Genomic DNA, 20,510 nt, shown 5'->3' on the forward strand with positions numbered 1-20,510 from the left:
TTTTATGAAATATCTAATAATTTCTTATAGAAGCAATCTCTACGCATTTGCAACTTCTCGTAAGTATAGCCTTTAGCAGTCTCAATATTTTTTGAGCTCATTTCTTCTAATTCTTTTGGACTATTTATAAGCTTTATAACCTTATCTGTAAATCCATTAACGTCTTCTGGTTCAAATAAGTACTTACTTTCAATTAATTCTGGAATTCCACTTATCGGAGTCGATAGGCATGGTAGACCTACTGCCATAGCTTCAATAATTGCTCTAGGCAATCCCTCTGCTTTAGTAGGAAAAATAAAAATGTCTCCCTTTAAAAGAATTTCTCTTACCTCATTTGAATCTGGTAATAGTCCTGTGAATGATACATATTTATCAATTCCATATTTTTTTGATAACTTTTCAAACTCTACTCTCTTAGTACCATCTCCAATAAAAATTACATTTGCATCTATATTCTTTTCTCTTAAATTTTTAACTACATCAATTACTATTGAATGACCTTTGTTATCGTTATTTATGCTATTTGCTGTATGTACAATCGTAATACTATTTCCTATATTTTTGTACATACGTTCCTTATAAAAAAAATCCTCTTTCAAATCAATAGTAGAATAATAAGATTCGAAATTATATTTATTTTCACCCGCTATTTTTGCTTTAGACGGATATATATTTTGTAAATATCTACTCGTTACATACGATACACCATTAGCTGATAGTATATCTTTCTTCATTTTTCTAGTAAAATACCATTGAGCTAGCTTATTGTTAGAATAGGCATCATGTGGATCAGCAACTACCTCAATAGAATACGGTTTACCAGTCTTTTTGTATTCATCTAACACTACACTGGCTACAATTGAGGGTAATCTAAAAATAGCTACTTGAGCGTTATCAACAGACCGTTTTGCTGCATTTTTAAGCTTAAAAAAAGATTTCAGATAATCTTTCGTTCCTCTTAGATAAGGTAATTCTACGACATCAACATTATCCCCGTTAACCTTTAGATAAGAATTGGTGTCAATACTATCAATATGCATAGTTCTAGAAACTATTTTTACCTTTTGGAATACCGATAAATACCTAGTCCAAAAATTGTATCCGTAAATAGTCTTAGTCCAATAATTTCCATCTGGTGTTCTAATTATATGAGAATCTGCGACAACTAATATCTCCATTAGATTTCACTCCAAATCATTCTATTAACATAATCTGTATAGCTAACTATTATTCTCAGAACCTTTTCAGAGACATTTGGCATACTATAGTCTACAACTTTTTTAAGAGTGCCGTATTTTTGACTTTCTAAAATAATTAATCCCTGTATAATTCTATTCTTATCTAGTCCAACCATCATAACACTAGCCTCTTCCATTGCCTCCGGTCTCTCATGAGCTTCTCTAATATTTAGAGCTCTAAATCCAAGAATAGATGATTCTTCACTAATTGTTCCACTGTCACTTAAAACAGCTTTAGAATTGATTTGGAGGTTATTATAATCATTAAATCCTAGTGGTTTTAATAATTGGATATTTTTATGGAACTTAATTCCTTTTTCTTCAATTTTATTTCTTGTTCTCGGATGCGTACTTACAATAACAGGCATATCATATTCTTCAGCAATAGCATTCAGACTCTCAACAAGCCCTAGGAAATTCTTATCTGAAGTAATATTCTCTTCTCTATGAGCAGAGACAACAAAGTAATTGTCTTTTTCTAAACCTAGATGATTTAGCACATCAGAATTTTCGATATCCTCTTTGCGTGTATTCAATACTTCAAACATCGGACTACCTGTTTTAATAATACGATCAGCTGGAAGTCCCTCTCTCAATAGGTACTCTCTTGCAATATCACTGTACGTCAAGTTGATATCTGCAGTATGGTCTACAATCTTACGGTTTGTTTCTTCTGGTACACGTTGATCAAAGCAACGATTACCCGCTTCCATATGGAAAATTGGAATATGACGTCTTTTAGCTGCAATTGCAGTTAAACAACTATTTGTGTCTCCTAAAACGAGAAGTGCCTCTGGTTGTACTTCTTCCAGAATTGGATCTATTTTTAAGAAGATATTCCCAATTGTTTCGATTGCAGTTCCAACTGCTGCGTTTAAAAAGTAATCTGGTTTGCGTAATTTGAAATCTTCGAAAAACACTTCATTTAATTCGTAATCATAATTTTGACCCGTATGGACTAAGATGTGTTCGATTGCTTCTGATTCTTCCAATTTATTAATGACTGCTGATAAACGAATAATTTCTGGTCGTGTTCCAACAACCGTCATAACTTTTAATTTTTTCAATGCCTCTATACCTCCAAGAAATATGTATCTGGTGTGTCAGGATCAAATGGTTCATTTACCCACATCACTGTCACCATATCCGTTGTTCCTAAGTTTTCAATATTATGTGTGTAGCCAACTGGAATGTCCACGACTTCAATTTTGTCTCCTGATACAAAATATTCAATTACTTCATTGCTATCAATCTTTCTGAATCGAATAACACCATTCCCACTTACTACAACGAACTTCTCATTTTTAGTATGATGCCAGTGATTACCTTTTGTAATCCCAGGCTTAGAAATATTTACTGATACTTGTCCTCTATCAACAGTCCGTAATATTTCTGTAAATGATCCACGTTCATCGACATTCATTTTTAAGGGATAAGAAAACTCTTTTTCAGGAAGATAACTTAAATAAGTACTGTATAATTTTTTACCCAATCCATCACTCATATTTGGGATGTACTTATCGTCTCTACTAGCTTTAAAACTCTGCAATAGGTCCACAATTTCTCCTAATAGAACTCTGTGCGTAACAGGAACCTCACAAAAATCATTGTCTTTATTCTCGTTACCAATCAGGGCTCGTTTAAGTTCTTGAACCACATCATCAATGTAAACCAATGTCATTTCCACACTCGGATCGTTTACTATAATAGGAATACCGCGAGCAATGTTATGGCAAAATGTCGCGACCGCACTATTGTAGTTTGGACGGCACCATTTACCAAAAACATTTGGAAAACGATAAATTAATACTTTCGCACCTGTTTCTTGCGAATAATCTAGCATTAAGGTTTCGCCTGCTCGTTTACTTCTACCATATGGATTGTCCAACTCTGCTTGTATGGAGGAAGAAATCATGATGGGGCAAGTATTCCTATGTTCTTTTAGATGCTCTAAAAGGTCAGATGTAAAGCCAAAATTACCTGCCATATATTCTTCTTCTGTTTCAGGTCTATTTACTCCTGCTAAATGGAAAATAAAGTCCGCAATTTCAGCATATTCATTTAGTAATCTTGAATCTGTATCTTTATCGAACTCTAAAATGTCATGATTAGTAGTCGCTTTTAAATCAGCAATTAAATTTTTTCCGATAAAACCATTAGATCCCGTCACTAATATTTTCACTATTTACTCCACCCTTTTAATTCATCTTGAATGTAATCTAGTTTTAAGAGCTTTTCTACCATCTTTTCAACAGTCAATTGTTCTGTATTATCTGAGTTGTACTCTCCTAACGTTTCAAGTTGCTCCATACCTTCTTCGAAGAACTTACCATAGTTCAAGTCACGTTTGTCTGACGGTACACGGTAGAACCCTCCCATATCAATTGCATGAGCTGCTTCCTCCTGCGTTAATAACGATTCATACATTTTTTCGCCATGACGAATACCAATTGATTCGACGGGAACATTTGTCCCAAATATTTTTTGAAGTGCTTTTGCTAAAGTGAAGATAGTAGCTGCTGGTGCTTTTTGAACCATGATATCTCCTGCTTCAGCATTTTCAAAGGCAAACATGACTAAATCAACTGCTTCTTCTAAGCTCATCATATAACGTGTCATTTCTCCATCAGTGACTGTTAGAGGTTTGCCTTGCTTTAATTGATCTACAAATAAAGGAATCACACTGCCTCTTGACGCCATAACATTACCATATCTTGTTCCACATATTAATGTTCTCTCAGGATCAACATCTCTTGCTTTAGCAACAAACACTTTCTCCATCATTGCTTTTGATGTCCCCATTGCATTGATTGGATAAGCAGCTTTATCTGTGGAGAGACAAATAACTTTTTTAACTCCTGCTTCAATTGCAGCAGTTAGCACATTATCAGTCCCAATAACATTCGTACGTACAGCCTCCATCGGGAAAAATTCACACGATGGTACTTGTTTCAATGCAGCAGCATGGAAAATAAAATCTACGCCATACATTGCATTCTTAATACTATTAATATCACGTACGTCTCCGATATAGAATTTTATTTTAGGATTATTGTATTTTTTTCGCATGTCATCTTGTTTCTTCTCATCACGAGAAAAAATTCTGATTTCTTTTAAATCTGTATTTAAAAACTTATCAAGAACCGCATTTCCAAATGATCCAGTTCCACCTGTAATTAATAACGTTTTATTTGTAAACATAAGTTGTTCCCCCATCATCTATTTGAAATAATTGTCCATTTCATTTAGTAATTTTGTTTTATTAAAATAACTGTCGTAGTATAATCTAGACTTATTACCCATTTCAGTGATTTCTAATCTATTCATCTTATAAAAATGCAATATCGCTTGAACAAGAGCTTCTACGTCACCAGATTTAGCTACTCTTCCGCATTCTGCTTCATTAACTATTTTTTCTGTTTCTCCATCTGCAGATGCCAGAATAGGTTTTCCACATGCCATATAAGACTGTAATTTTGCAGGAATCGTTTTAGAAAAAACCGGATTATTGTTTAGCGATAGAAATGCAATATCGCTTTCTGCTAGTAACTGAGGTATTTTTTCAGCAGGCTGTCTTCCAATAAAATTGAATATAGTTTGTAATTTTTCTTCTTTGATTTTATTCAACAATATCGTTTTGTACCTACCGTCCCCTACAATCGTGAATCTTATATCCGTGATTTTATATACATCTCTCAGTAGAATGCCTGCTTGAACTAGAATGTCTAATCCTTGTGCTTCACCTATATTACCAGTAAATATGATATCCAACTTAGCTTTTGATTTTCTTTCTACGTTCATCGGGGTATAAAAATCCTCCGCGTATTGTGGCCAATAGGATACTTTTTGGGGTTCCACGCCTCGTAAAACGATAGATTGCACAAAGCTTTCGGAAGTCGTGAATATCTTTGTACAATTGCGATAAATGTAGTCGACCATCTTACCTATATAATTGAGAACTTTTTTATTCTTAACTCCAGCAATGATTTCTACATTTTCAGGCCATAAATCTTGTACGTATAAATAGCAAGGAATCTTGTTTTTATTTGCATACCAAACCCCAGGGAGTGCTTGCGTCATTGGTGAAACCTCAAATATAAAAACAAAATCAGCTTTTATCCTAGTAAATAGTTGCCAGAAAAAACCACTTATGACGAACGAAAGATAATTGAGTGCCAACGTGACTGATTTCTTCCCTCGAGCTACTAATGGTATTCTGATTATTTCAATTCCTTTGTATGACTCTTTTCTCTTCTTAAATAGACCATAATCAGGATAAAATTCCCCTTCTGGATAATTGGGAATTCCTGTTAAAACAGTTACTTTGTAACCTTTATTTATCCACTCTTCGCAAATATCATTAATTCTAAATGGTTCTGGATAAAAATATTGAGAGATAACTAATATATGTCTTTTCATTATATTTCCCTCTCAGTCTTGTTCTGTTAATTTTACCGATTCTTCTAAATTTCTAATTTGATATTTTTCTTTATAGTAACTTAATTCTTGATCATATATAAAATTCCCAAATAATTTCTTAATTGTATTAACTTTAGATAAAACACTAATTAATGGATTGAAAATCCGTATAGTCCAAATTTTTTTATTATGGTATGTTGCGATTTTTTCAACTAATCTACTTGTACATACGTATTCCTTATTTTGAGGATGGAATAAACCACTCTCTTTGTTGTCAATCATCAACTTCAAGAATTCAGTTAAGTTATCTATATGTAACATGCTTCTGTGATTATCGAAATTAGGAAATACTGGTGTTTTTTGAGCTAACTTAGCTAACTTAGGATAATTACCTTTAGATCCCTTCCCATAAATCATCGGTGGTCTTATAATCGCAATTTTAAAGTCATCCGCTTCTAACGGCTTTAATCCTAGTTCTGCTTGCAATTTACTGTCCCCGTAGAAATTATCTGGATCTGGTTTTGTGTTCTCATCGATTACTTCGTTTTTTGTAGCGTAGACAATAATGCTGCTCATAAAAATAAATTGCTTTACACCTTCAGCTTTCGCTTTTTTAGCGACTTCGATTGTTAAATCTCTATTTACTTTGTAATATAAATCTTTTAGTTTAGGGTCCGAAGAATTATGTGCAATCCCAGCTACATGAAACACTACATCATACGGCGAGAAATCAAAGTCTCTCCACTCATCGTTTCTTGTACCCACTGTATCGACTTGATATTCATTCGGGTTTTTAGCTAGCCAATTTTCAAAGGAAGTACCGATATAGCTGTTTTTCCCAGTAATTAAAATCCTTTTCATTCTATAATGGTCTCCTTATCTGTATCTATTTTTGAGTTTGGGCCACCTTCAAGGACACCGTCGCTTTTTGCAACACTAAAAATTGTTCCGAAGAAGCATTTGATATCCATCCATAAACTTATTTTCTTTGCATATTCGCCGTCCAAACTCGCTTTTACATCTATTTCTAGTTCATCTCGTCCATTAATTTGAGCCCAACCGGTTAAACCAACCGGCACATCGTTAGCACCATATTTATCTCTTTCTTCTATTAAATCATATTGATTCCATAGAGCAGGTCTCGGTCCGATAATTGACATCTCACCTTTTAAGATATTTATGATTTGTGGCAGCTCATCTAAGCTGGTTTTTCTCAAGAACTTACCTACCTTGGTAATGTACTGGTCAGGATTCGTAAGTAAATGTGTCGGCATATCCTTAGGTGTATCAATCTTCATTGTTCTGAATTTTAAGATATAAAAATAAGACTTGTTAATCCCTACTCTCTTTTGCTTGAAGAGAATTGGACCTGGTGAATCTAGTTTAATCGCTATGATTAAAATTAAAAACACAGGTGATAGGATTACTAAGCCTAATAATGATAATATAAAATCAATCAGTCTTTTTACATAGATGTACATCTTTATTCCTCCACGAAAAGTAACGTTTTATAGTTCCTTGATTAGTATATATGACTATTTTAAAATTATAAACTTCCAAAGAATTCGAACTGTTTCTGTCAATTTTCCATCACAATCAACATACCTTCAATCAATACAAAGTAAGATTAATCGCTCATACTATTCTAACATTATTTTATAACATTTTGCATAGCTTATTTAGAATATAGATATAAATTCTCGTTTTTATAAAAATAAATCGTTTTCTTATTAATAAACGTTCATTATTCGTTCAAAAACATCATCAGAAAATTAAAAAATAACGTTCCATCTGCATTCGATACAAATGGAACGTTATTTTTGCTAGATCAATTAGATTTCGTAACATCCAAAAACTCATCTCTCATAGGTGTAAAGATATCGAATAATTCTGAATTTACTTCTAGTGGTATACATCCATGCCGTACATGAGGTTCAAATAATAAGCTGTCTCCTGCTTTCACCACAATTTCTTCATCGTCTTTATAAAATCTAAAAGACCCTCTTACAACATAGGTTAATTGTTGATGCATATGCTGGTGCATATTACGATCATCCGTTAGCTGATTAAAACGAACTTTGACCGCCATCAAATCATCATTATATACAGCGATAGCGCGTTCGGAATAATCTGAAATAGGATTAAAATGGTCTTCTTGGTGTACGAACTCACTCATATGATTCTCCTCTCTATAAAGCTACTAGAATTGTCTTAATTTCATACGGTTTGAATGACAAATGAATTGGATTCAACTGTATATCCGATAGGGCTTCTTCTAATAAATTTGTATCCTGCCAGCTTTTATAGGCTATTTTCAACTCAATGCTAGCCTCTGTACTCTTCCCTTCAGATTCATAGAATCGTAGCACAATCGACTCGGGCTGAGTTTCTGCTGGCTTAACCGTTTCACAGATAATATTGTTTGAATCGATCGTTACCAAGCTTTCTTCACCGTTTTCCTTATCCGTAACTGCTTGGATTATAGCGGGATAGTTGAGATCATAGGCTTCTTTGTAAACATCACTTTCTCGAAACGTCCCTTGATGAGGATATAACGAATAGGTAAATTGGTGCCGGCCTTTATCTACCTCAGGTGCGGGATACTGGCTTCCTCTTAATAAAGAGAGATAGAGTGTCTCTTCTTGGATAGCATGCCCATATTTGCCATTGTTTAGAAGACTCAAACCAAATGATTGTTCGGACAAATCAGCCCACTTTTGTGCACAAACTTCAAAGCGCGCCTGATCCCATGATGTATTCAAATGGGTTGGTCTTTCGTAATTTCCAAATTGAATGTCATAGGTTGCCTTACCGACATGGATCGGGGTTGGAAATTTAGCTTTTAGTAACAGGTGCTTTTCATGCCAATCGACTTCCGTTTCAAAATCAATTCGCGTGCTATGTTTAAAAAAAATAATTCGCTGAGTCATTTGTGACTGATTAATGTCACGGATGACTTCAACCACTGTTCTAAGCGGTGTGTTCTTGACGAGTTTAATATGAGCGTCTGTTTCAACTACTTTAGGGTGGTTCAGTGAATGAGCATCAATATTCCAGGCATCAAACTCTTTCGGTAAGTCTGGATAGAGTACCATTTGATTCATAGTCGCTCCTTCTGCCACCATATCACGCTGTAACGCCTTGGCATATAAGCGACTAAGTTCGCCTTTAGTATTAAATGACACGATATAGTGGTCATTTTCTAAGGTATGACTGTCATTCGACCATTGTGAGAGTGTTACTTCATCTTGGTTAGTTAGTTGACTTAGATTTACTTTTTTGACCCCATAAGCAGGAACATGTTCAACTAAATAATCCTTACCTTGGTGGTCGATTAGGATATCTCGTTCAAATGATGTTGTGTTCACAGCTAGATAGTGAGAGCTATCCTGCTGTTTCTTTATGAACGTCCTTAGAAGAACTACCCGGTAAAATATCATGGAATTGATTAATTAAGACTTGTTCCCAAGCTAATTTTAGGTCTAATTCCGGAAGAGGTCGTTTTTGAATAACTAATAAAGCTGCGAGATATTCTGCTTGTTGTAAGAGTGTTTCTGTTTCTCGATTCAGCTTTTTCAAACGGCCATCAGTGGTTAGAACGCCGCGATGTGTTTCGAGATATAATTCACCAGACCATCTCGGTACGTGTTTGTTTTCTAGGTCATGAGCTATGTCTTTAAAAAATTCTAACGGTGTTGAATGCTGAACAATCGGCATATTCGGTACGCCATGCTTAAAAACTTCTGAATACTCGAGCATTTCTTCTGTTGGCCCACCACCACCGTCTCCAAAGCCATACAATTGAATGACTTTATTGGTGAGTTTTTTATTTTTATAGCGTGTCCACGTCCCTTTTGTTTGAGAGGCATTCAAACGCCCGTTATAGGTGGTTCCTACTGAGGAATCTTCTGAATAGTCTGAAGTGGTTAAAAGGTGCGCTAACACTTCGGAACCATCAATCCCTTTCCAATAAAACGTATCATTAGGAATACGATTACTGTCGTTCCATTCCATCTTAGACGTAAAGAAATAGTCTATTCCGCTCTTATTCATAATTTGAGGCAATGAGGCTGAGAAGCCAAAGCAATCGGGTAACCATAGTACATGATTATCTTTATTAAAGGTCTGCTTGAAATATTTTTTTCCGAACATAATCTGACGGATTAAAGACTCTCCATTCGGTAAATTACTATCACTTTCAACAAACATACCGCCTTCTGTCTCCCAGCGTCCGTCTTGAACAAATGCTCTAACGCGTTCAAATAATGCCGGTTCTTCCTCTTCTAACATTCGGTAGAGCAGTGGTGAAGACGACATAAACGTCATCTCTGGATAGCGATCCATGAGATAGACCGCATTGGAGAAGCTGCGGACGACTTTTTCTCGAGTCTGTTTCAACGTCCAAAACCAACTGATATCAATATGAGTATGACCGACGACGTACTCAATAACCGCATCCTCATCTTGATCCAATGTTTGATACCACTCTTCGAGTAAATCCAATGCCGTTTGGGCTTGCTGAGATAAGAGGGCTACGTCTTGAGTAGTCAAATCAACCGTTTCAATCACACGGTTCAAGATTCCTTGAACGTTAAAAGAAAATTGACGCTCTCTCTCAGACACCAACGTTGCCTCGAGCAAGGCCTTGACTTGATAGTACAGATGATAAATGGCGTCATTACGGTAACTTAAGTCAGCTTCTATGAAAACATCCTCTTTTGGCGTATTGGTGTAAACATTTAATGAAACCTCCATGTGCTGTGTTTCTTCTGGAAGTAAGACATAGTTATGATTCATATCAAGTGCACGGATAACGTGTCCATTAACGCTTACAATAAATTGCGGGTTACTCGTATCCCACATATCTTCATCCGCACCTCCGTGTGTTAAATTATTTTTGTGACCACAAATGCACTTAGAAAATCCCTTAAAGCATTTATATAATGGATGATCGCAAAATAGTGTATGAAATCCTTTTGTAGACTTTACTAAACTACTGCACACTTTAGTACAGTATTAGCTGGTTCACTTGAATAGGGAATTGTAAAAAAAGTTCCCTTAGCCTGCACAACAAGATAATTTCGAAACATCCTTATCAAAGGTAAGAGCAGCTAATTTTAATCCTTCTGCCATTGTTAAATATGGTGCAAGGCTGTCTTTTAAATCCTCGACTGTTAATCCAAACTTAACGGCTAATGTCGCCGCATATATCACATCTCCTGCATTTTCAGATACGATATGAACCCCTAGTAATTTTGAAGTTTTTGCATCGGCAACAAGCTTAAAAACGCCTGTTGTTTCACGATTTACTATTGCTCTTGGAACTGCATCTAAAGGCAATACAGATTTTTTTACTTCATAGCCTTTTTCTTTTGCTTGTTCTTCTGTTAAACCAACCGTTGCAATCGAAGGATTTGTAAAAATTACGCCAGGAACAACGGATAAATCTAATTTTTTATTTAATCCGCCAATCGCATTATCGGCAACAATTCCACCTTCATATGCTGCTACATAAACGAATTGAGGTCCTAATGTTACATCGCCTGCAGCATAAATCTTTTCATTACTTGTCCTAGCGTAGTCATTTATCAGGATTTCTTTTCGTTTTCCAACTTCAACCCCTGCGGCACTTAATTTCAAAGCATCTGTATTTGGTTTTCTTCCTGTTGCAACAAGTAACTGCTCTGATTCCACCACTTTTTTCTTACCATCTACTGTTACATGAACCTTTTTGATTTGCCCCTCTTGTTCTACACGCTCAAAAGTTGCCCCTTTTACAAGGTTAATACCTTGTTCAATTAACGCTTTTTCTACGGCTTCTGAAATTTCTTGATCATATTCTTTTAAAAGTCGCTCACTTCTTTGCATAAGCGTGACTTCTGAACCTAAATTATGAAACAATTGCCCAAGTTCCATTCCGATATATCCTGAACCAATAACCGTTAATCGTTTTGGTACCGTTTTTAATTCAAGTAATGTTGTACTTGTTAGATAATCCACTTTTTCAAGTCCTGAAATCGGCGGTAAGGAAGGAGAAACGCCCGTTGCAATTAAGAAACGCTTTGCAGAAAGTTTCTTCCCGTTAACTTCAACTGTATTTTCATCAACAAATATTGCTTCACCTTCAATTAACTCAAAGCCATATTCATCAATTAAATTGACATATTTTTGATTCCGAAGTTCGCTTACTAACTCATCTTTATGCTTTACTAAAGGAGCTAATTCCACTTTTCCAGCAGATGTTTGTAAACCTATAAATGGGTTGACTTTTGCCAAATGATTGATTTCCCCAGCTCTAAGAAGTGTTTTTGATGGCACACAACCAATATTCACACAGGTTCCCCCAACGGTTCCACGCTCAATCATAGCTACTTTTGCCCCATATTCAACCGATTTAATCGCAGCCGAAAAAGCAGCCCCGCCAGAACCAATGATAAGTAAGTCATAGTCTCCCTCATCACCTAAAACTATTTTTTCTTCAGATTGTACTTCTTCTATTTCTCCAGGCTGGTATTTTGCTTCATCAATTGCCTTTTTTGCACTTTCCACCCCAATATCATCGGGTAATTCAAATACTGCTTCACCACGACGAAAACTAGACTCAATATTTTTAGCACCTATCTTTTCAAGTGCTGATTCAACGTGTTTTTCACAACCCGCACAGGTCATTCCTTGAATGTTTACCTTAAATTTATTCATAATAAAGCCCCTTTCGTTAATCTCTCATGTTAATGTTTCTATTATTGGACACGAATGTAATTGCTTTTCATCTGGACATCGTTGTTTTAAGTCGTCTAACATAGTTTCAATTCGTTTTAAATCCTCTATTTGTTTTTGAACTTCCTTTTGTTTTTTAGAAACAAATTCGAACATATCTTGACAACGAACTTCATCTTTATCTACAACACCAAGTAATTTATAAATCTCGTTTAAAGAAAATCCAAGTTCCTGTATTCGTTTGATAAACCCAACACGCTTAACGTCATCATATGAATATATCCGATAACCAGCTTCCGTTCGGTGAGGTTCTTGTAGTAAATTTTTTCGCTCGTAATATCTAATCGTTTCTTTATTAACGCCACATTTTTCTGCAAACTCACTAATGCGGTAAATCATCTTATTTCACCCCATAAATATTATAAACCGTGTACCATAGTACACGGTCAAGTAAATTGGACTATTTTATTTTTTTCCCAACGTATCACTCGTATGTGATTGATACTTTTATAATACTATTGATTGTCCTAACATCCCACTAGAAAATCCGATTTAAACACCAGTTGTTTTTAAACTATTAAAAAAGTAATTCCACTATATATTCCGAAGACCCAAAAAATTATTTTTCATTGTTTTCTTCTAGTTCTTTAATCAAACGCTCCATTTCAGCAATTTCTTCTTCTTGTGCTTGAATAATTTCTTCGCTTAATTGTTGTACACGAGGATCTGATAGATTAGCATTTTTACTCGTCAAAATAGCAGTTGAATGGTGGGGAATCATTGCTTTCATCCATGCTGTATCATCTACTCCAGCTTGTGTTTGAATAAAACCAAAAGACCCGATTGCAAGAACTACTGAAAGAACTAATATCGCTGTGTTTAATTTTTTGTTGTCATACATTTTCCACATAAAGCCCATCATAATAATCGCCATAATCGCACCCATCATTACTGCCATGTAAATACGCGTTTGACTTATTTGAACATGGTCATACTCATTAACATTCACAAACATCATAAAATACATAATAACCGTAGAAGTCAAAATCATAAGTCCGAAACGTGCATATTTATTCATCAATATTCCTTCTTTCTTATTCTTTTCGTCCACATGTGTAGTTTCAAATGTATTCTACATCTCTGCTTCTAAAGTGTCAATTTATAAGCTTCACTTCAAAAAAGCACTAAAAATCTTTAAAGACTCTTAGTGCTTTCTTGTTCAACTATTTTATTTTTATATGGTAATTATGCGTCCACTGGTTTGCCTAAGTAACCTTTCAGCATCCAAATATGTTTGTCCACGCCTTCTTTCATGGCAATTAACATGTCATTTGAAGGGGAGTCTCCGTGCTCTTCAGTTAATTCAACACCCTCTTGTAGAGAATTGGTAATGATTTCTAAATCTACTACAACTGCTTCAACCATTTCATCTTGTGAAAGGTTTTTGTCTTCGACTTTTTCCTCAATGACTGAGTGGTCAATGAATTCTTGAAGTGTTGCATATGGTTCGCCACCAATTGCTAGTAATCGTTCTGCAACCTTATCTAGGTTTTCTGTTGTCTCATCATATAACTCTTCAAATTTTTCATGAAGTGTAAAAAAATGAGATCCTTTTACATACCAATGAAACTGATGCAGGCGAATATAGAATTGTCCTTGAGTAGCCACCACTGTATTCAAATAATCCTTGACTTCTTGACTTGCCATATATATCTTCCTCCTTATATTTTGATCTATTATTATGGTATCGCTTGTTTAGAATATATACAAATAAAACGCCTTAAAATGTGAAAAAATTATTTTATTTGTAATATTCTTCTTGTATTACCTTCTATAATTCTATTCGAATGTCTATTTTATAGCATTCACCTCCTCATTATTCGCTTGAGTTTTTATACACAAACTGTCTTGTTAGAATAAATAATGATTAAAGAGGCAAATCCTTTTTCGTAAAGATAATATGAGATAGAGTATATAAAACTAAAGCAATGATCCCTAAAGCAACAAGTCCCCAGCCAAATTCTCCACCGGCAAGAATTGCATCTGTGTCAAAAAGTGTGGTTATTGTTACATATTCAAGACCATCGGCACTATCCATTAATTGTTGAATCATGGTAATTAGGAAGAATGCAAAAGGTATACCGCCTCCGATTGCTAACGCCATTCCTGTACGGTTAAACAATGTTGATGCGAAGAACGCTATTGAACTCATTGCAAGAATTAATAATAGTAGCCCCAGACTTAACCATAGATACGTTTCAACATCAAATTCTAAAGCTTTATCAACCGATCTAGCGGAAGACACCATCGCGTGATTGGCCATTGATGTAATTTGTTCTTCATTTAATCCGGTTGTTTGTGTAGATAAGACTAAGGGTTCCGCATCTTTAAGCAATGTTAAGTTTTCACTTACTTGATCACTACTTAAGTTTAAAGCTGTTGCAGATGAGTCGATGACTGTTTGCAGTAGCAATTCGGCATTGTCTTCAGTTAATTGTCTTTGCGGAGTTGGTGCTTCTTGTGGAGCAGTTGGTTGTGGTTCTTGCTCTTCTTCTGTTGCTTCTTCTTCGACTTCTTCTGAACTCTCAAGGTCATTCATTTCATCTAGAACAATTTTACGATAATCATTTATTGAAAGACCGTAAACACGTGCACCAGCAGCTAGGGCAGCGTTACTATCTAGAATCATTCCTGGATCTTCCATTAATTCTTCCATCGTAATTTTGATATCTTCATCTTCCATATCATCGTCATCATCATAAATGTCGTAACGCTCGTCTGTAATAATTTCTGCCGCTTCTTCAAAAGAACGCTCACGAATGACATCTTCTAAATAAATCGCATAAGCTTCAGTATCCATATCTCGTGCAATAGAGGCTTCACGCATAACATCTTCATCTTCTTGAATTAGATAAAGTCGCTCGGATAAATAATCTTCATCGTTGTTCAACATTTTAGCTGCTGCTTCAACATCCTCATTTATCGCATAACCCGTCACATTGTTATAATTCAATTGCGAAGCGGTCAACCCTGCTAGTGAAATGACGGTATACATTAATACAACAGAAAGGATTAAGTAAAGTGATTTTGTAAAAATAACACTTGAACGTTTAATAGGTGTTGACAAAGTGTAAGCCATAGATCCTGAATCTACCTCATTAACCACAAGATTATTTGCGGTAAATACTACATAAACAATCCCAAGAATGACAGCAATCAATTTATAAAAGTTTTCTAAACTCCCTAATAGACTCGTTAGAGTGGATAAGATATTAGAAAAAGCTGTCCCTTCAGCAGCTTCCGCAATTGAAGCGTAACCTGCCGCATCATAGCTTATTATGAAACCAGAGATGATCATTGACGCAACAATTGTTATGATCAACCATAGCTTCCAGTTCGATTGTAGGCTTTGTTTAAATATTGGTTTTGATATCATTTATTTTACCTCCTTGAATACTTCAGTAATATAATCTTCAAAATGAACTTTAATTTCTTTGAAATAAACTAAATCAAAATCTTTTAAAGTTTGAATTAATTCATTAATATGTTCATCATGAATTTGAACAAAGATTTGTAAATCCTCTGCTTTTACTTTACTGATTTGATACCCCAAACCAATAAATCGTTTAAAGTCTTCTTCGGTTTTAAATTCCATTCGATATTCTTTATTTTTGTTGTAGCGAATATTTTTCATGTTAACGACTTCTATTATCTTGCCCTCTTGAATGACCGCGACACGATCACAAACTTCTTCAACCTCTTGGAAAATATGGCTCGACATAAATATAGTCTTTCCTTTTTCTTTTTCTTCTTTTAAAAGGTCAATAAAAACATCACGCATCAAAGGATCTAAACCTGTTGTGGGTTCATCCATAATTAAAATATCCGCATCCGAAGCTAAAGCTGAAACAATTGCCGTTTTTTGTTTCATCCCTTTACTCATTGAGTGCACGTTTGCCGTGACATCTAACTGGAGTTGTTCACTCAATTCTTTGGCACGTCCCCAGCTACCTCTTCCAGATAAATAAATTTGTTCCTTCAAGAACTCTTCACCACTCGTGTTTCCTGGAAAATTAATCTCTCCAGGAATATAAGAGACATAACGCTTCACTTCCGCACTACTTTTTGTCGCATCAAGTCCTTGAATTGTAACACTGCCTTCATCTGGTTTAATAAAGCCCATCATATGGCGTATAGTTGTGGTCTTTCCTGCTCCATTAACCCCAACAAAACCATAGATTTCTCCTTTTTCAATTTCTAAAGAGATATCAAAAACGCCGCGACCTTTTTTATAGTCCTTTGTTAAATGTTTTATATCAATATATACCATATTGTAAGTTCTCCTCCCCGTCAGAAACTGACTTCTTACGATCATAGAAATCCATGAAATAATCTTCGAGTGTAAATTTAATTTCAGAAATAAAGTTTACATTCACTTCACTCAATTCTGTAAATAATTGTTGCATTTTTTCATCCGTCAAATTCATTTTTACTTGGTTTTGGTTTGGTCGTTTAACTGGAATTGCAAATGCTGTCTTTCCTAAAAACTTTTCATAATCTTCAAAGCTTGAAAATTCTATTTTGAAGGCCTTATGCGTATTTCTTTTCAGTTGATTAGCTTCAATCATTGAAACAACCATACCATCTTTAATAATCGCAATCCGATCACACGTGGCATCAACTTCACTAAAAATATGACTGGATAACAGAATAGTCTTTCCATCTGCCTTTTCATTCAATATAAACTCAATAAAACGTTCTTGCATAACTGGATCTAATCCTGAAGTTGGTTCATCCAAAATTAATACGTTTGGATTATGCATAAAAGCCGTAACGACAGCTAGTTTTCTTTTATCTCCTAAACTCATTTCTTTTATCTCTTCTGATGTATCTAATTCAAAAAGCTTTTTTAATTCCTCTGTTCGTGACATATCAGAAATATGGCGTTCTTCTGCCATAAACTCAATGAATTGATCACCAGTCATATAATCTGGGAAGGCAAGTTCCCCTGGTAAATAGCCGACATCATGTTTGATCAGTGCAGTTGATTTCCAAGTATCTTTTCCGTTAATATACAATTCGCCTTCATCTGGTTGAATGAAACCCATTAAATGACGAATAGTTGTTGTCTTTCCTGCCCCATTTGGTCCTAAGAATCCAAAGACTTCACCTTTCTTAATTTCAAAAGAAACATCAAAGATACCTCGACCCTGGCCATAATCTTTTGTAACATGTTTTACTTCGATTACTGACATTCGTTTACCTACTTTCATTTATTATTCATTTGATAGTTATTTAACATTTGTTTCTTTATTTACATTTGCCACATTAACGATTATACTTGAATAGAAATCTAGAACAAGAGACATAATTTTGCATCTGTTAATTAATTAACAGATAGGGTTGAAATGTTAGTTAATTATGAAGGAGTAGGTTTTTAAAGTGGAACATTTAGATTTAAGAATTCAAAAAACATATATATCACTTATCGAAGCTTTTGAGAAATTGTTACATGAAAAGGAATTTGAGAAAATTTCAGTGCAGGAATTATGCGATGAAGCGATGATCCGACGCCCAACTTTTTACAAACATTTTTTAGACAAATATGATTTTCTAACTTTTTTCATTAAGCATAAAATGACTATCATTTTTGATCGTGCGTTTCAAAATTTAGAGAATGAAGAAGATAACTTTTTTATTTTGGTTTTCGAACAACTACTAAACCAATTTGATAATTTGCTATATCTCATTTTCAGTCTTCAAATGAATGCGGACATTATTGTAGAGTTAGAAAGTGTTCAAGAGTATGGGCAGCGGATGTTAAGAAACCATGTAAACACAGGCGAGGATAATAGTGATATAACAATGATGAATGAATACAAAGGACAAATTATTATGGGGATTACGATTCAATCCGTCCATTGGTATAAAAATAATCAAGATAAAATTAGTCGTGAAGAAATTATTGAGCTATATAAACAAACTTTAGAAAAATTGGGGTGAACGTAACGAAGACTAAGTTTACTTTGATTTTCCTTCTATAAATGGACATCCTAACTATTACTTTGAAGACGGATAATTGCTGCTAAACCAGTCGATTCAGTTCATATATATTTTTTTAGATCAATTATGGTAAGATGTTTGTAGAGGCTCATCATTATCAACCCTTTCAATAGTTGTCGTCGTAAACACTATTTTACTAGGTTTGGTGTGAAGAGTCTCTTTTGGTGTTGCACTTAAATTGTAAGTTCAAGCTTCTACTTCACCCATTTAAACGCACAAGAGAGTGGGAAAAAAGGCGTTTAGCCCCGAATCGTTGGACCGAAAAAACGCAGGGTGGTCGTAGACCATCCGAGTATTATTCGGGAAACGCATGTCGGGGCTGCCTTTTTGAGCACATTTGCGCAACAATTATTCGTATATAAAAAAGGGACTGGAGTTATTTCCCAGTCCCTTAATTGATTATTGGAAATTCAAGTATAATGGCTAGTCCGCTGCTATTTGAGCGGCTAGCGCTGACAGTAACTTTTAAATCTTGGGCGATTTGTTGGACCAGGTAGAGTCCCATGCCCGTTGCTTTGGCTTTTCCACCGGTGAAGCCTTTATCGAAAATAAATGGCAAATCTTCTTGAGGTATACCTGGGCCGTTATCGCTAATGATTAACTGAATGGTCTCACCTGCTTCAACCGTTAAATCTAGTTTGGGCTGACTCTCGCCAATCCGTGCATATTTACTAGCATTATGAATCAGCTGGCTGAGGATAAACAAGACATGATGGCGGTCGCTCACCACAAAAACTTCTTCCGCCCCAACCAAAGCCACTTCAAATCCCGCTTCATCCAGCAAGGACTGATGATCGACAATCGCCTCTTGACACACCTTAACCAAGCTCATTGGCTGAAACAAATAATCGCGGTGGGCTGTCGATAAACGTGCGAAATATAAAATCTTTTCCACATCACTTTGGATATCATTGCGAGCACGAGTCATCCGCAGATGAACCAATGTGGACATCTCATCATCACGATTATCCAAAACCAAACTCATCAAGGAAATCGGCTTTTTGATTTCATGCACCCATTCTTCAATGTAGGTCTGGTAGTCTCTAATCTGCAAGTCTTGGCGGTTCAACTCATCCGCCTTTTCCCGCAACACGTCCCCTAGCATTCTCAATCGATCCACTTCCGACTTGGGCACAAGAGCACGCAGTTCAGCTTCTTTTTCCATATCAGGTTCGATTAAAAAGGACCGATAAACTGCATCCACCCTGTCCTTCTGCCGACGATTTAGGAGCAAGGGCACTGCCGTTAACACCACACTCACTATAATCATCAAGCTAATCAATAGCCGAAAACTTTCTGGATACGCAATCCACGCTAGGAAAATAAAAAACATAGTCAAAAGTCCAATCACGACCAACCAATAGCGATTGTCATAGAGGTCTTTTTTCATCATTCAACCTCTCTTTCTATCCAGCGATAACCCTGACCACGAACGGTTTCTAATCGATCTGCTAGTCCCCATTGGCGGAGTGTTCTTCGCAATCGTGTCACATTGACTTGAAGGGCATTTTCATCGATAAAATCTGCTGTTCCCCACAACTCTCGGCTCAACTGGTCTTTGGTAATGACTTGGTTTTGAGTTTTTAATAACAATGCGAGCATCCGCCCTTCATTGGGAGGTAGAACTTGAGATTTTCCGGCCACATACATCGTATAGCTATTCGGATCCAACTGAAACCCACCGCCATCTAAAAGGTTTGGAGTCGTTTCGTATCGCCGAAGCAAATTTTTAAGGCGAGCCAATAATTTTTCTTTTGGAAAGGGTTTGGTCATATAGTCGTCGGCGCCTAGATCGAGCGCATGTAGCTCGTCACTCAGCTGGTTGCGGGAGGTGAGCACGAGAACGGCGATATTAGTCTTCGTTTTGAGGGTGCGACAAATGTCAAAACCCGTTTGGTTGGGCAAATTAATATCTAAGAGCACCAAATCGGGTGATGCCTGAATCAGCTGGCTGGCCACATCGGTATTAAAGTCGGTAATCGCAGTCGCCTGATAGCCTGCCCGCTTCAAAAGATGGACCAATTCCTCCTGTACCATCACATCGTCTTCCACCACTATAATCGCCATTTCCAT

Annotated in this window: 20 protein-coding genes; 1 reads left to right on the forward strand and 19 read right to left on the reverse strand. The window is 35.8% G+C overall.

Going from position 1 to position 20,510, the window contains the following annotated elements:
- Positions 1-2: 2 nt before the first annotated feature.
- The 17 genes from BW721_RS05885 to BW721_RS05965 all read right to left on the reverse strand — a co-directional run bounded on the left by BW721_RS05885 (position 3) and on the right by BW721_RS05965 (position 17,629).
- On the reverse strand, positions 3-1,178 hold the full coding sequence (locus BW721_RS05885; protein ID WP_076767021.1) for a glycosyltransferase family 4 protein: 1,176 nt from the start codon (positions 1,176-1,178) through the stop codon (positions 3-5).
- Positions 1,178-2,305: a non-hydrolyzing UDP-N-acetylglucosamine 2-epimerase gene (wecB, locus tag BW721_RS05890; RefSeq protein ID WP_076767023.1), complete on the reverse strand. Its 1,128-nt coding sequence runs from the start codon at positions 2,303-2,305 to the stop codon at positions 1,178-1,180. Before wecB ends, BW721_RS05885 begins: the two co-directional genes overlap by 1 nt.
- A gap of 5 nt (positions 2,306-2,310) precedes the next feature.
- Complete coding sequence (locus tag BW721_RS05895) at positions 2,311-3,420, reverse strand: capsular polysaccharide biosynthesis protein CapF (protein WP_076767025.1); 1,110 nt, start codon at positions 3,418-3,420, stop codon at positions 2,311-2,313.
- Positions 3,420-4,439: a polysaccharide biosynthesis protein gene (locus BW721_RS05900; RefSeq protein ID WP_076767027.1), complete on the reverse strand. Its 1,020-nt coding sequence runs from the start codon at positions 4,437-4,439 to the stop codon at positions 3,420-3,422. Before BW721_RS05900 ends, BW721_RS05895 begins: the two co-directional genes overlap by 1 nt.
- Positions 4,440-4,457: 18 nt before the next feature.
- Positions 4,458-5,657: a glycosyltransferase family 4 protein gene (locus BW721_RS05905; protein WP_076767029.1), complete on the reverse strand. Its 1,200-nt coding sequence runs from the start codon at positions 5,655-5,657 to the stop codon at positions 4,458-4,460.
- Positions 5,658-5,669: 12 nt separating this feature from the next.
- Complete coding sequence (locus tag BW721_RS05910; protein ID WP_076767031.1) at positions 5,670-6,518, reverse strand: NAD-dependent epimerase/dehydratase family protein; 849 nt, start codon at positions 6,516-6,518, stop codon at positions 5,670-5,672.
- Positions 6,515-7,138 (reverse strand): sugar transferase, encoded by a 624-nt coding sequence (locus BW721_RS05915; RefSeq protein ID WP_076767033.1) that lies wholly within the window; start codon positions 7,136-7,138, stop codon positions 6,515-6,517. The genes BW721_RS05910 and BW721_RS05915 overlap by 4 nt, the downstream gene beginning before the upstream one ends.
- Before the next feature lie 347 nt (positions 7,139-7,485).
- On the reverse strand, positions 7,486-7,833 hold the full coding sequence (locus tag BW721_RS05920; RefSeq protein ID WP_076767035.1) for a cupin domain-containing protein: 348 nt from the start codon (positions 7,831-7,833) through the stop codon (positions 7,486-7,488).
- A gap of 13 nt (positions 7,834-7,846) precedes the next feature.
- Entirely contained in the window at positions 7,847-9,025 is a 1,179-nt protein-coding gene (locus BW721_RS05925; RefSeq protein ID WP_076767037.1) for a glycoside hydrolase family 38 C-terminal domain-containing protein, read from the reverse strand.
- Between the two features lie 16 nt (positions 9,026-9,041).
- The gene (locus BW721_RS05930; protein WP_076767039.1) at positions 9,042-10,520 is read right to left on the reverse strand and encodes a hypothetical protein; all 1,479 of its coding nucleotides are present in this window, start codon (positions 10,518-10,520) and stop codon (positions 9,042-9,044) included.
- A 195-nt stretch (positions 10,521-10,715) separates the two neighbouring features.
- Entirely contained in the window at positions 10,716-12,356 is a 1,641-nt protein-coding gene (gene merA / locus BW721_RS05935) for a mercury(II) reductase (RefSeq protein ID WP_076767041.1), read from the reverse strand.
- Positions 12,357-12,380: 24 nt separating this feature from the next.
- Positions 12,381-12,773: an Hg(II)-responsive transcriptional regulator gene (gene merR, locus BW721_RS05940; RefSeq protein ID WP_017186745.1), complete on the reverse strand. Its 393-nt coding sequence runs from the start codon at positions 12,771-12,773 to the stop codon at positions 12,381-12,383.
- A gap of 220 nt (positions 12,774-12,993) precedes the next feature.
- Positions 12,994-13,452, reverse strand: coding sequence for a DUF305 domain-containing protein (locus BW721_RS05945; protein WP_076767043.1), 459 nt, complete (start codon positions 13,450-13,452; stop codon positions 12,994-12,996).
- A gap of 167 nt (positions 13,453-13,619) precedes the next feature.
- Positions 13,620-14,081 (reverse strand): Dps family protein, encoded by a 462-nt coding sequence (locus tag BW721_RS05950; RefSeq protein ID WP_076767045.1) that lies wholly within the window; start codon positions 14,079-14,081, stop codon positions 13,620-13,622.
- A 220-nt stretch (positions 14,082-14,301) separates the two neighbouring features.
- Positions 14,302-15,810, reverse strand: a complete 1,509-nt coding sequence (locus BW721_RS05955; protein WP_076767047.1) for an ABC transporter permease subunit — start codon at positions 15,808-15,810, stop codon at positions 14,302-14,304.
- Positions 15,811-16,704, reverse strand: a complete 894-nt coding sequence (locus tag BW721_RS05960) for an ABC transporter ATP-binding protein (protein WP_076767049.1) — start codon at positions 16,702-16,704, stop codon at positions 15,811-15,813.
- On the reverse strand, positions 16,691-17,629 hold the full coding sequence (locus BW721_RS05965) for an ABC transporter ATP-binding protein (RefSeq protein ID WP_076767050.1): 939 nt from the start codon (positions 17,627-17,629) through the stop codon (positions 16,691-16,693). The genes BW721_RS05960 and BW721_RS05965 overlap by 14 nt, the downstream gene beginning before the upstream one ends.
- 187 nt (positions 17,630-17,816) lie before the next feature.
- Here BW721_RS05965 and BW721_RS05970 point away from each other — a divergent pair, with 187 nt between their 5' ends.
- On the forward strand, positions 17,817-18,377 hold the full coding sequence (locus tag BW721_RS05970; protein ID WP_076767052.1) for a TetR/AcrR family transcriptional regulator: 561 nt from the start codon (positions 17,817-17,819) through the stop codon (positions 18,375-18,377).
- Positions 18,378-18,828: 451 nt separating this feature from the next.
- Here the strand turns inward: BW721_RS05970 and BW721_RS05975 are convergent, their stop codons facing one another.
- A complete protein-coding gene (locus tag BW721_RS05975; protein WP_083686800.1) occupies positions 18,829-19,830 on the reverse strand; it encodes a sensor histidine kinase in 1,002 nt (333 codons plus the stop codon).
- Positions 19,827-20,504 carry a response regulator transcription factor gene (locus tag BW721_RS05980; protein ID WP_076767054.1) on the reverse strand — a complete coding sequence of 226 codons (678 nt, stop codon included), beginning with the start codon at positions 20,502-20,504 and terminating at the stop codon, positions 19,827-19,829. The genes BW721_RS05975 and BW721_RS05980 overlap by 4 nt, the downstream gene beginning before the upstream one ends.
- Positions 20,505-20,510 lie beyond the last annotated feature (6 nt).

The sequence above is a fragment of the Jeotgalibaca sp. PTS2502 genome (genome assembly GCF_001975685.1).
In the GTDB taxonomy this organism is placed as follows: domain Bacteria; phylum Bacillota; class Bacilli; order Lactobacillales; family Aerococcaceae; genus Jeotgalibaca; species Jeotgalibaca arthritidis.

Coding starts and splice junctions, on each gene's coding strand:
- BW721_RS05965 (WP_076767050.1), bottom strand. CDS start 17,629: ATGTCAGTAATCGAAGTAAAACATGTTACAAAAGATTATGGCCAGGGT.
- BW721_RS05975 (WP_083686800.1), bottom strand. CDS start 19,830: ATGATGAAAAAAGACCTCTATGACAATCGCTATTGGTTGGTCGTGATT.
- BW721_RS05905 (WP_076767029.1), bottom strand. CDS start 5,657: ATGAAAAGACATATATTAGTTATCTCTCAATATTTTTATCCAGAACCA.
- BW721_RS05930 (WP_076767039.1), bottom strand. CDS start 10,520: ATGTGGGATACGAGTAACCCGCAATTTATTGTAAGCGTTAATGGACAC.
- merR (WP_017186745.1), bottom strand. CDS start 12,773: ATGATTTACCGCATTAGTGAGTTTGCAGAAAAATGTGGCGTTAATAAA.
- BW721_RS05945 (WP_076767043.1), bottom strand. CDS start 13,452: ATGAATAAATATGCACGTTTCGGACTTATGATTTTGACTTCTACGGTT.
- BW721_RS05885 (WP_076767021.1), bottom strand. CDS start 1,178: ATGGAGATATTAGTTGTCGCAGATTCTCATATAATTAGAACACCAGAT.
- BW721_RS05980 (WP_076767054.1), bottom strand. CDS start 20,504: ATGGCGATTATAGTGGTGGAAGACGATGTGATGGTACAGGAGGAATTG.
- BW721_RS05915 (WP_076767033.1), bottom strand. CDS start 7,138: ATGTACATCTATGTAAAAAGACTGATTGATTTTATATTATCATTATTA.
- BW721_RS05920 (WP_076767035.1), bottom strand. CDS start 7,833: ATGAGTGAGTTCGTACACCAAGAAGACCATTTTAATCCTATTTCAGAT.
- BW721_RS05960 (WP_076767049.1), bottom strand. CDS start 16,704: ATGGTATATATTGATATAAAACATTTAACAAAGGACTATAAAAAAGGT.
- BW721_RS05900 (WP_076767027.1), bottom strand. CDS start 4,439: ATGTTTACAAATAAAACGTTATTAATTACAGGTGGAACTGGATCATTT.
- merA (WP_076767041.1), bottom strand. CDS start 12,356: ATGAATAAATTTAAGGTAAACATTCAAGGAATGACCTGTGCGGGTTGT.
- BW721_RS05955 (WP_076767047.1), bottom strand. CDS start 15,810: ATGATATCAAAACCAATATTTAAACAAAGCCTACAATCGAACTGGAAG.
- BW721_RS05950 (WP_076767045.1), bottom strand. CDS start 14,081: ATGGCAAGTCAAGAAGTCAAGGATTATTTGAATACAGTGGTGGCTACT.
- BW721_RS05910 (WP_076767031.1), bottom strand. CDS start 6,518: ATGAAAAGGATTTTAATTACTGGGAAAAACAGCTATATCGGTACTTCC.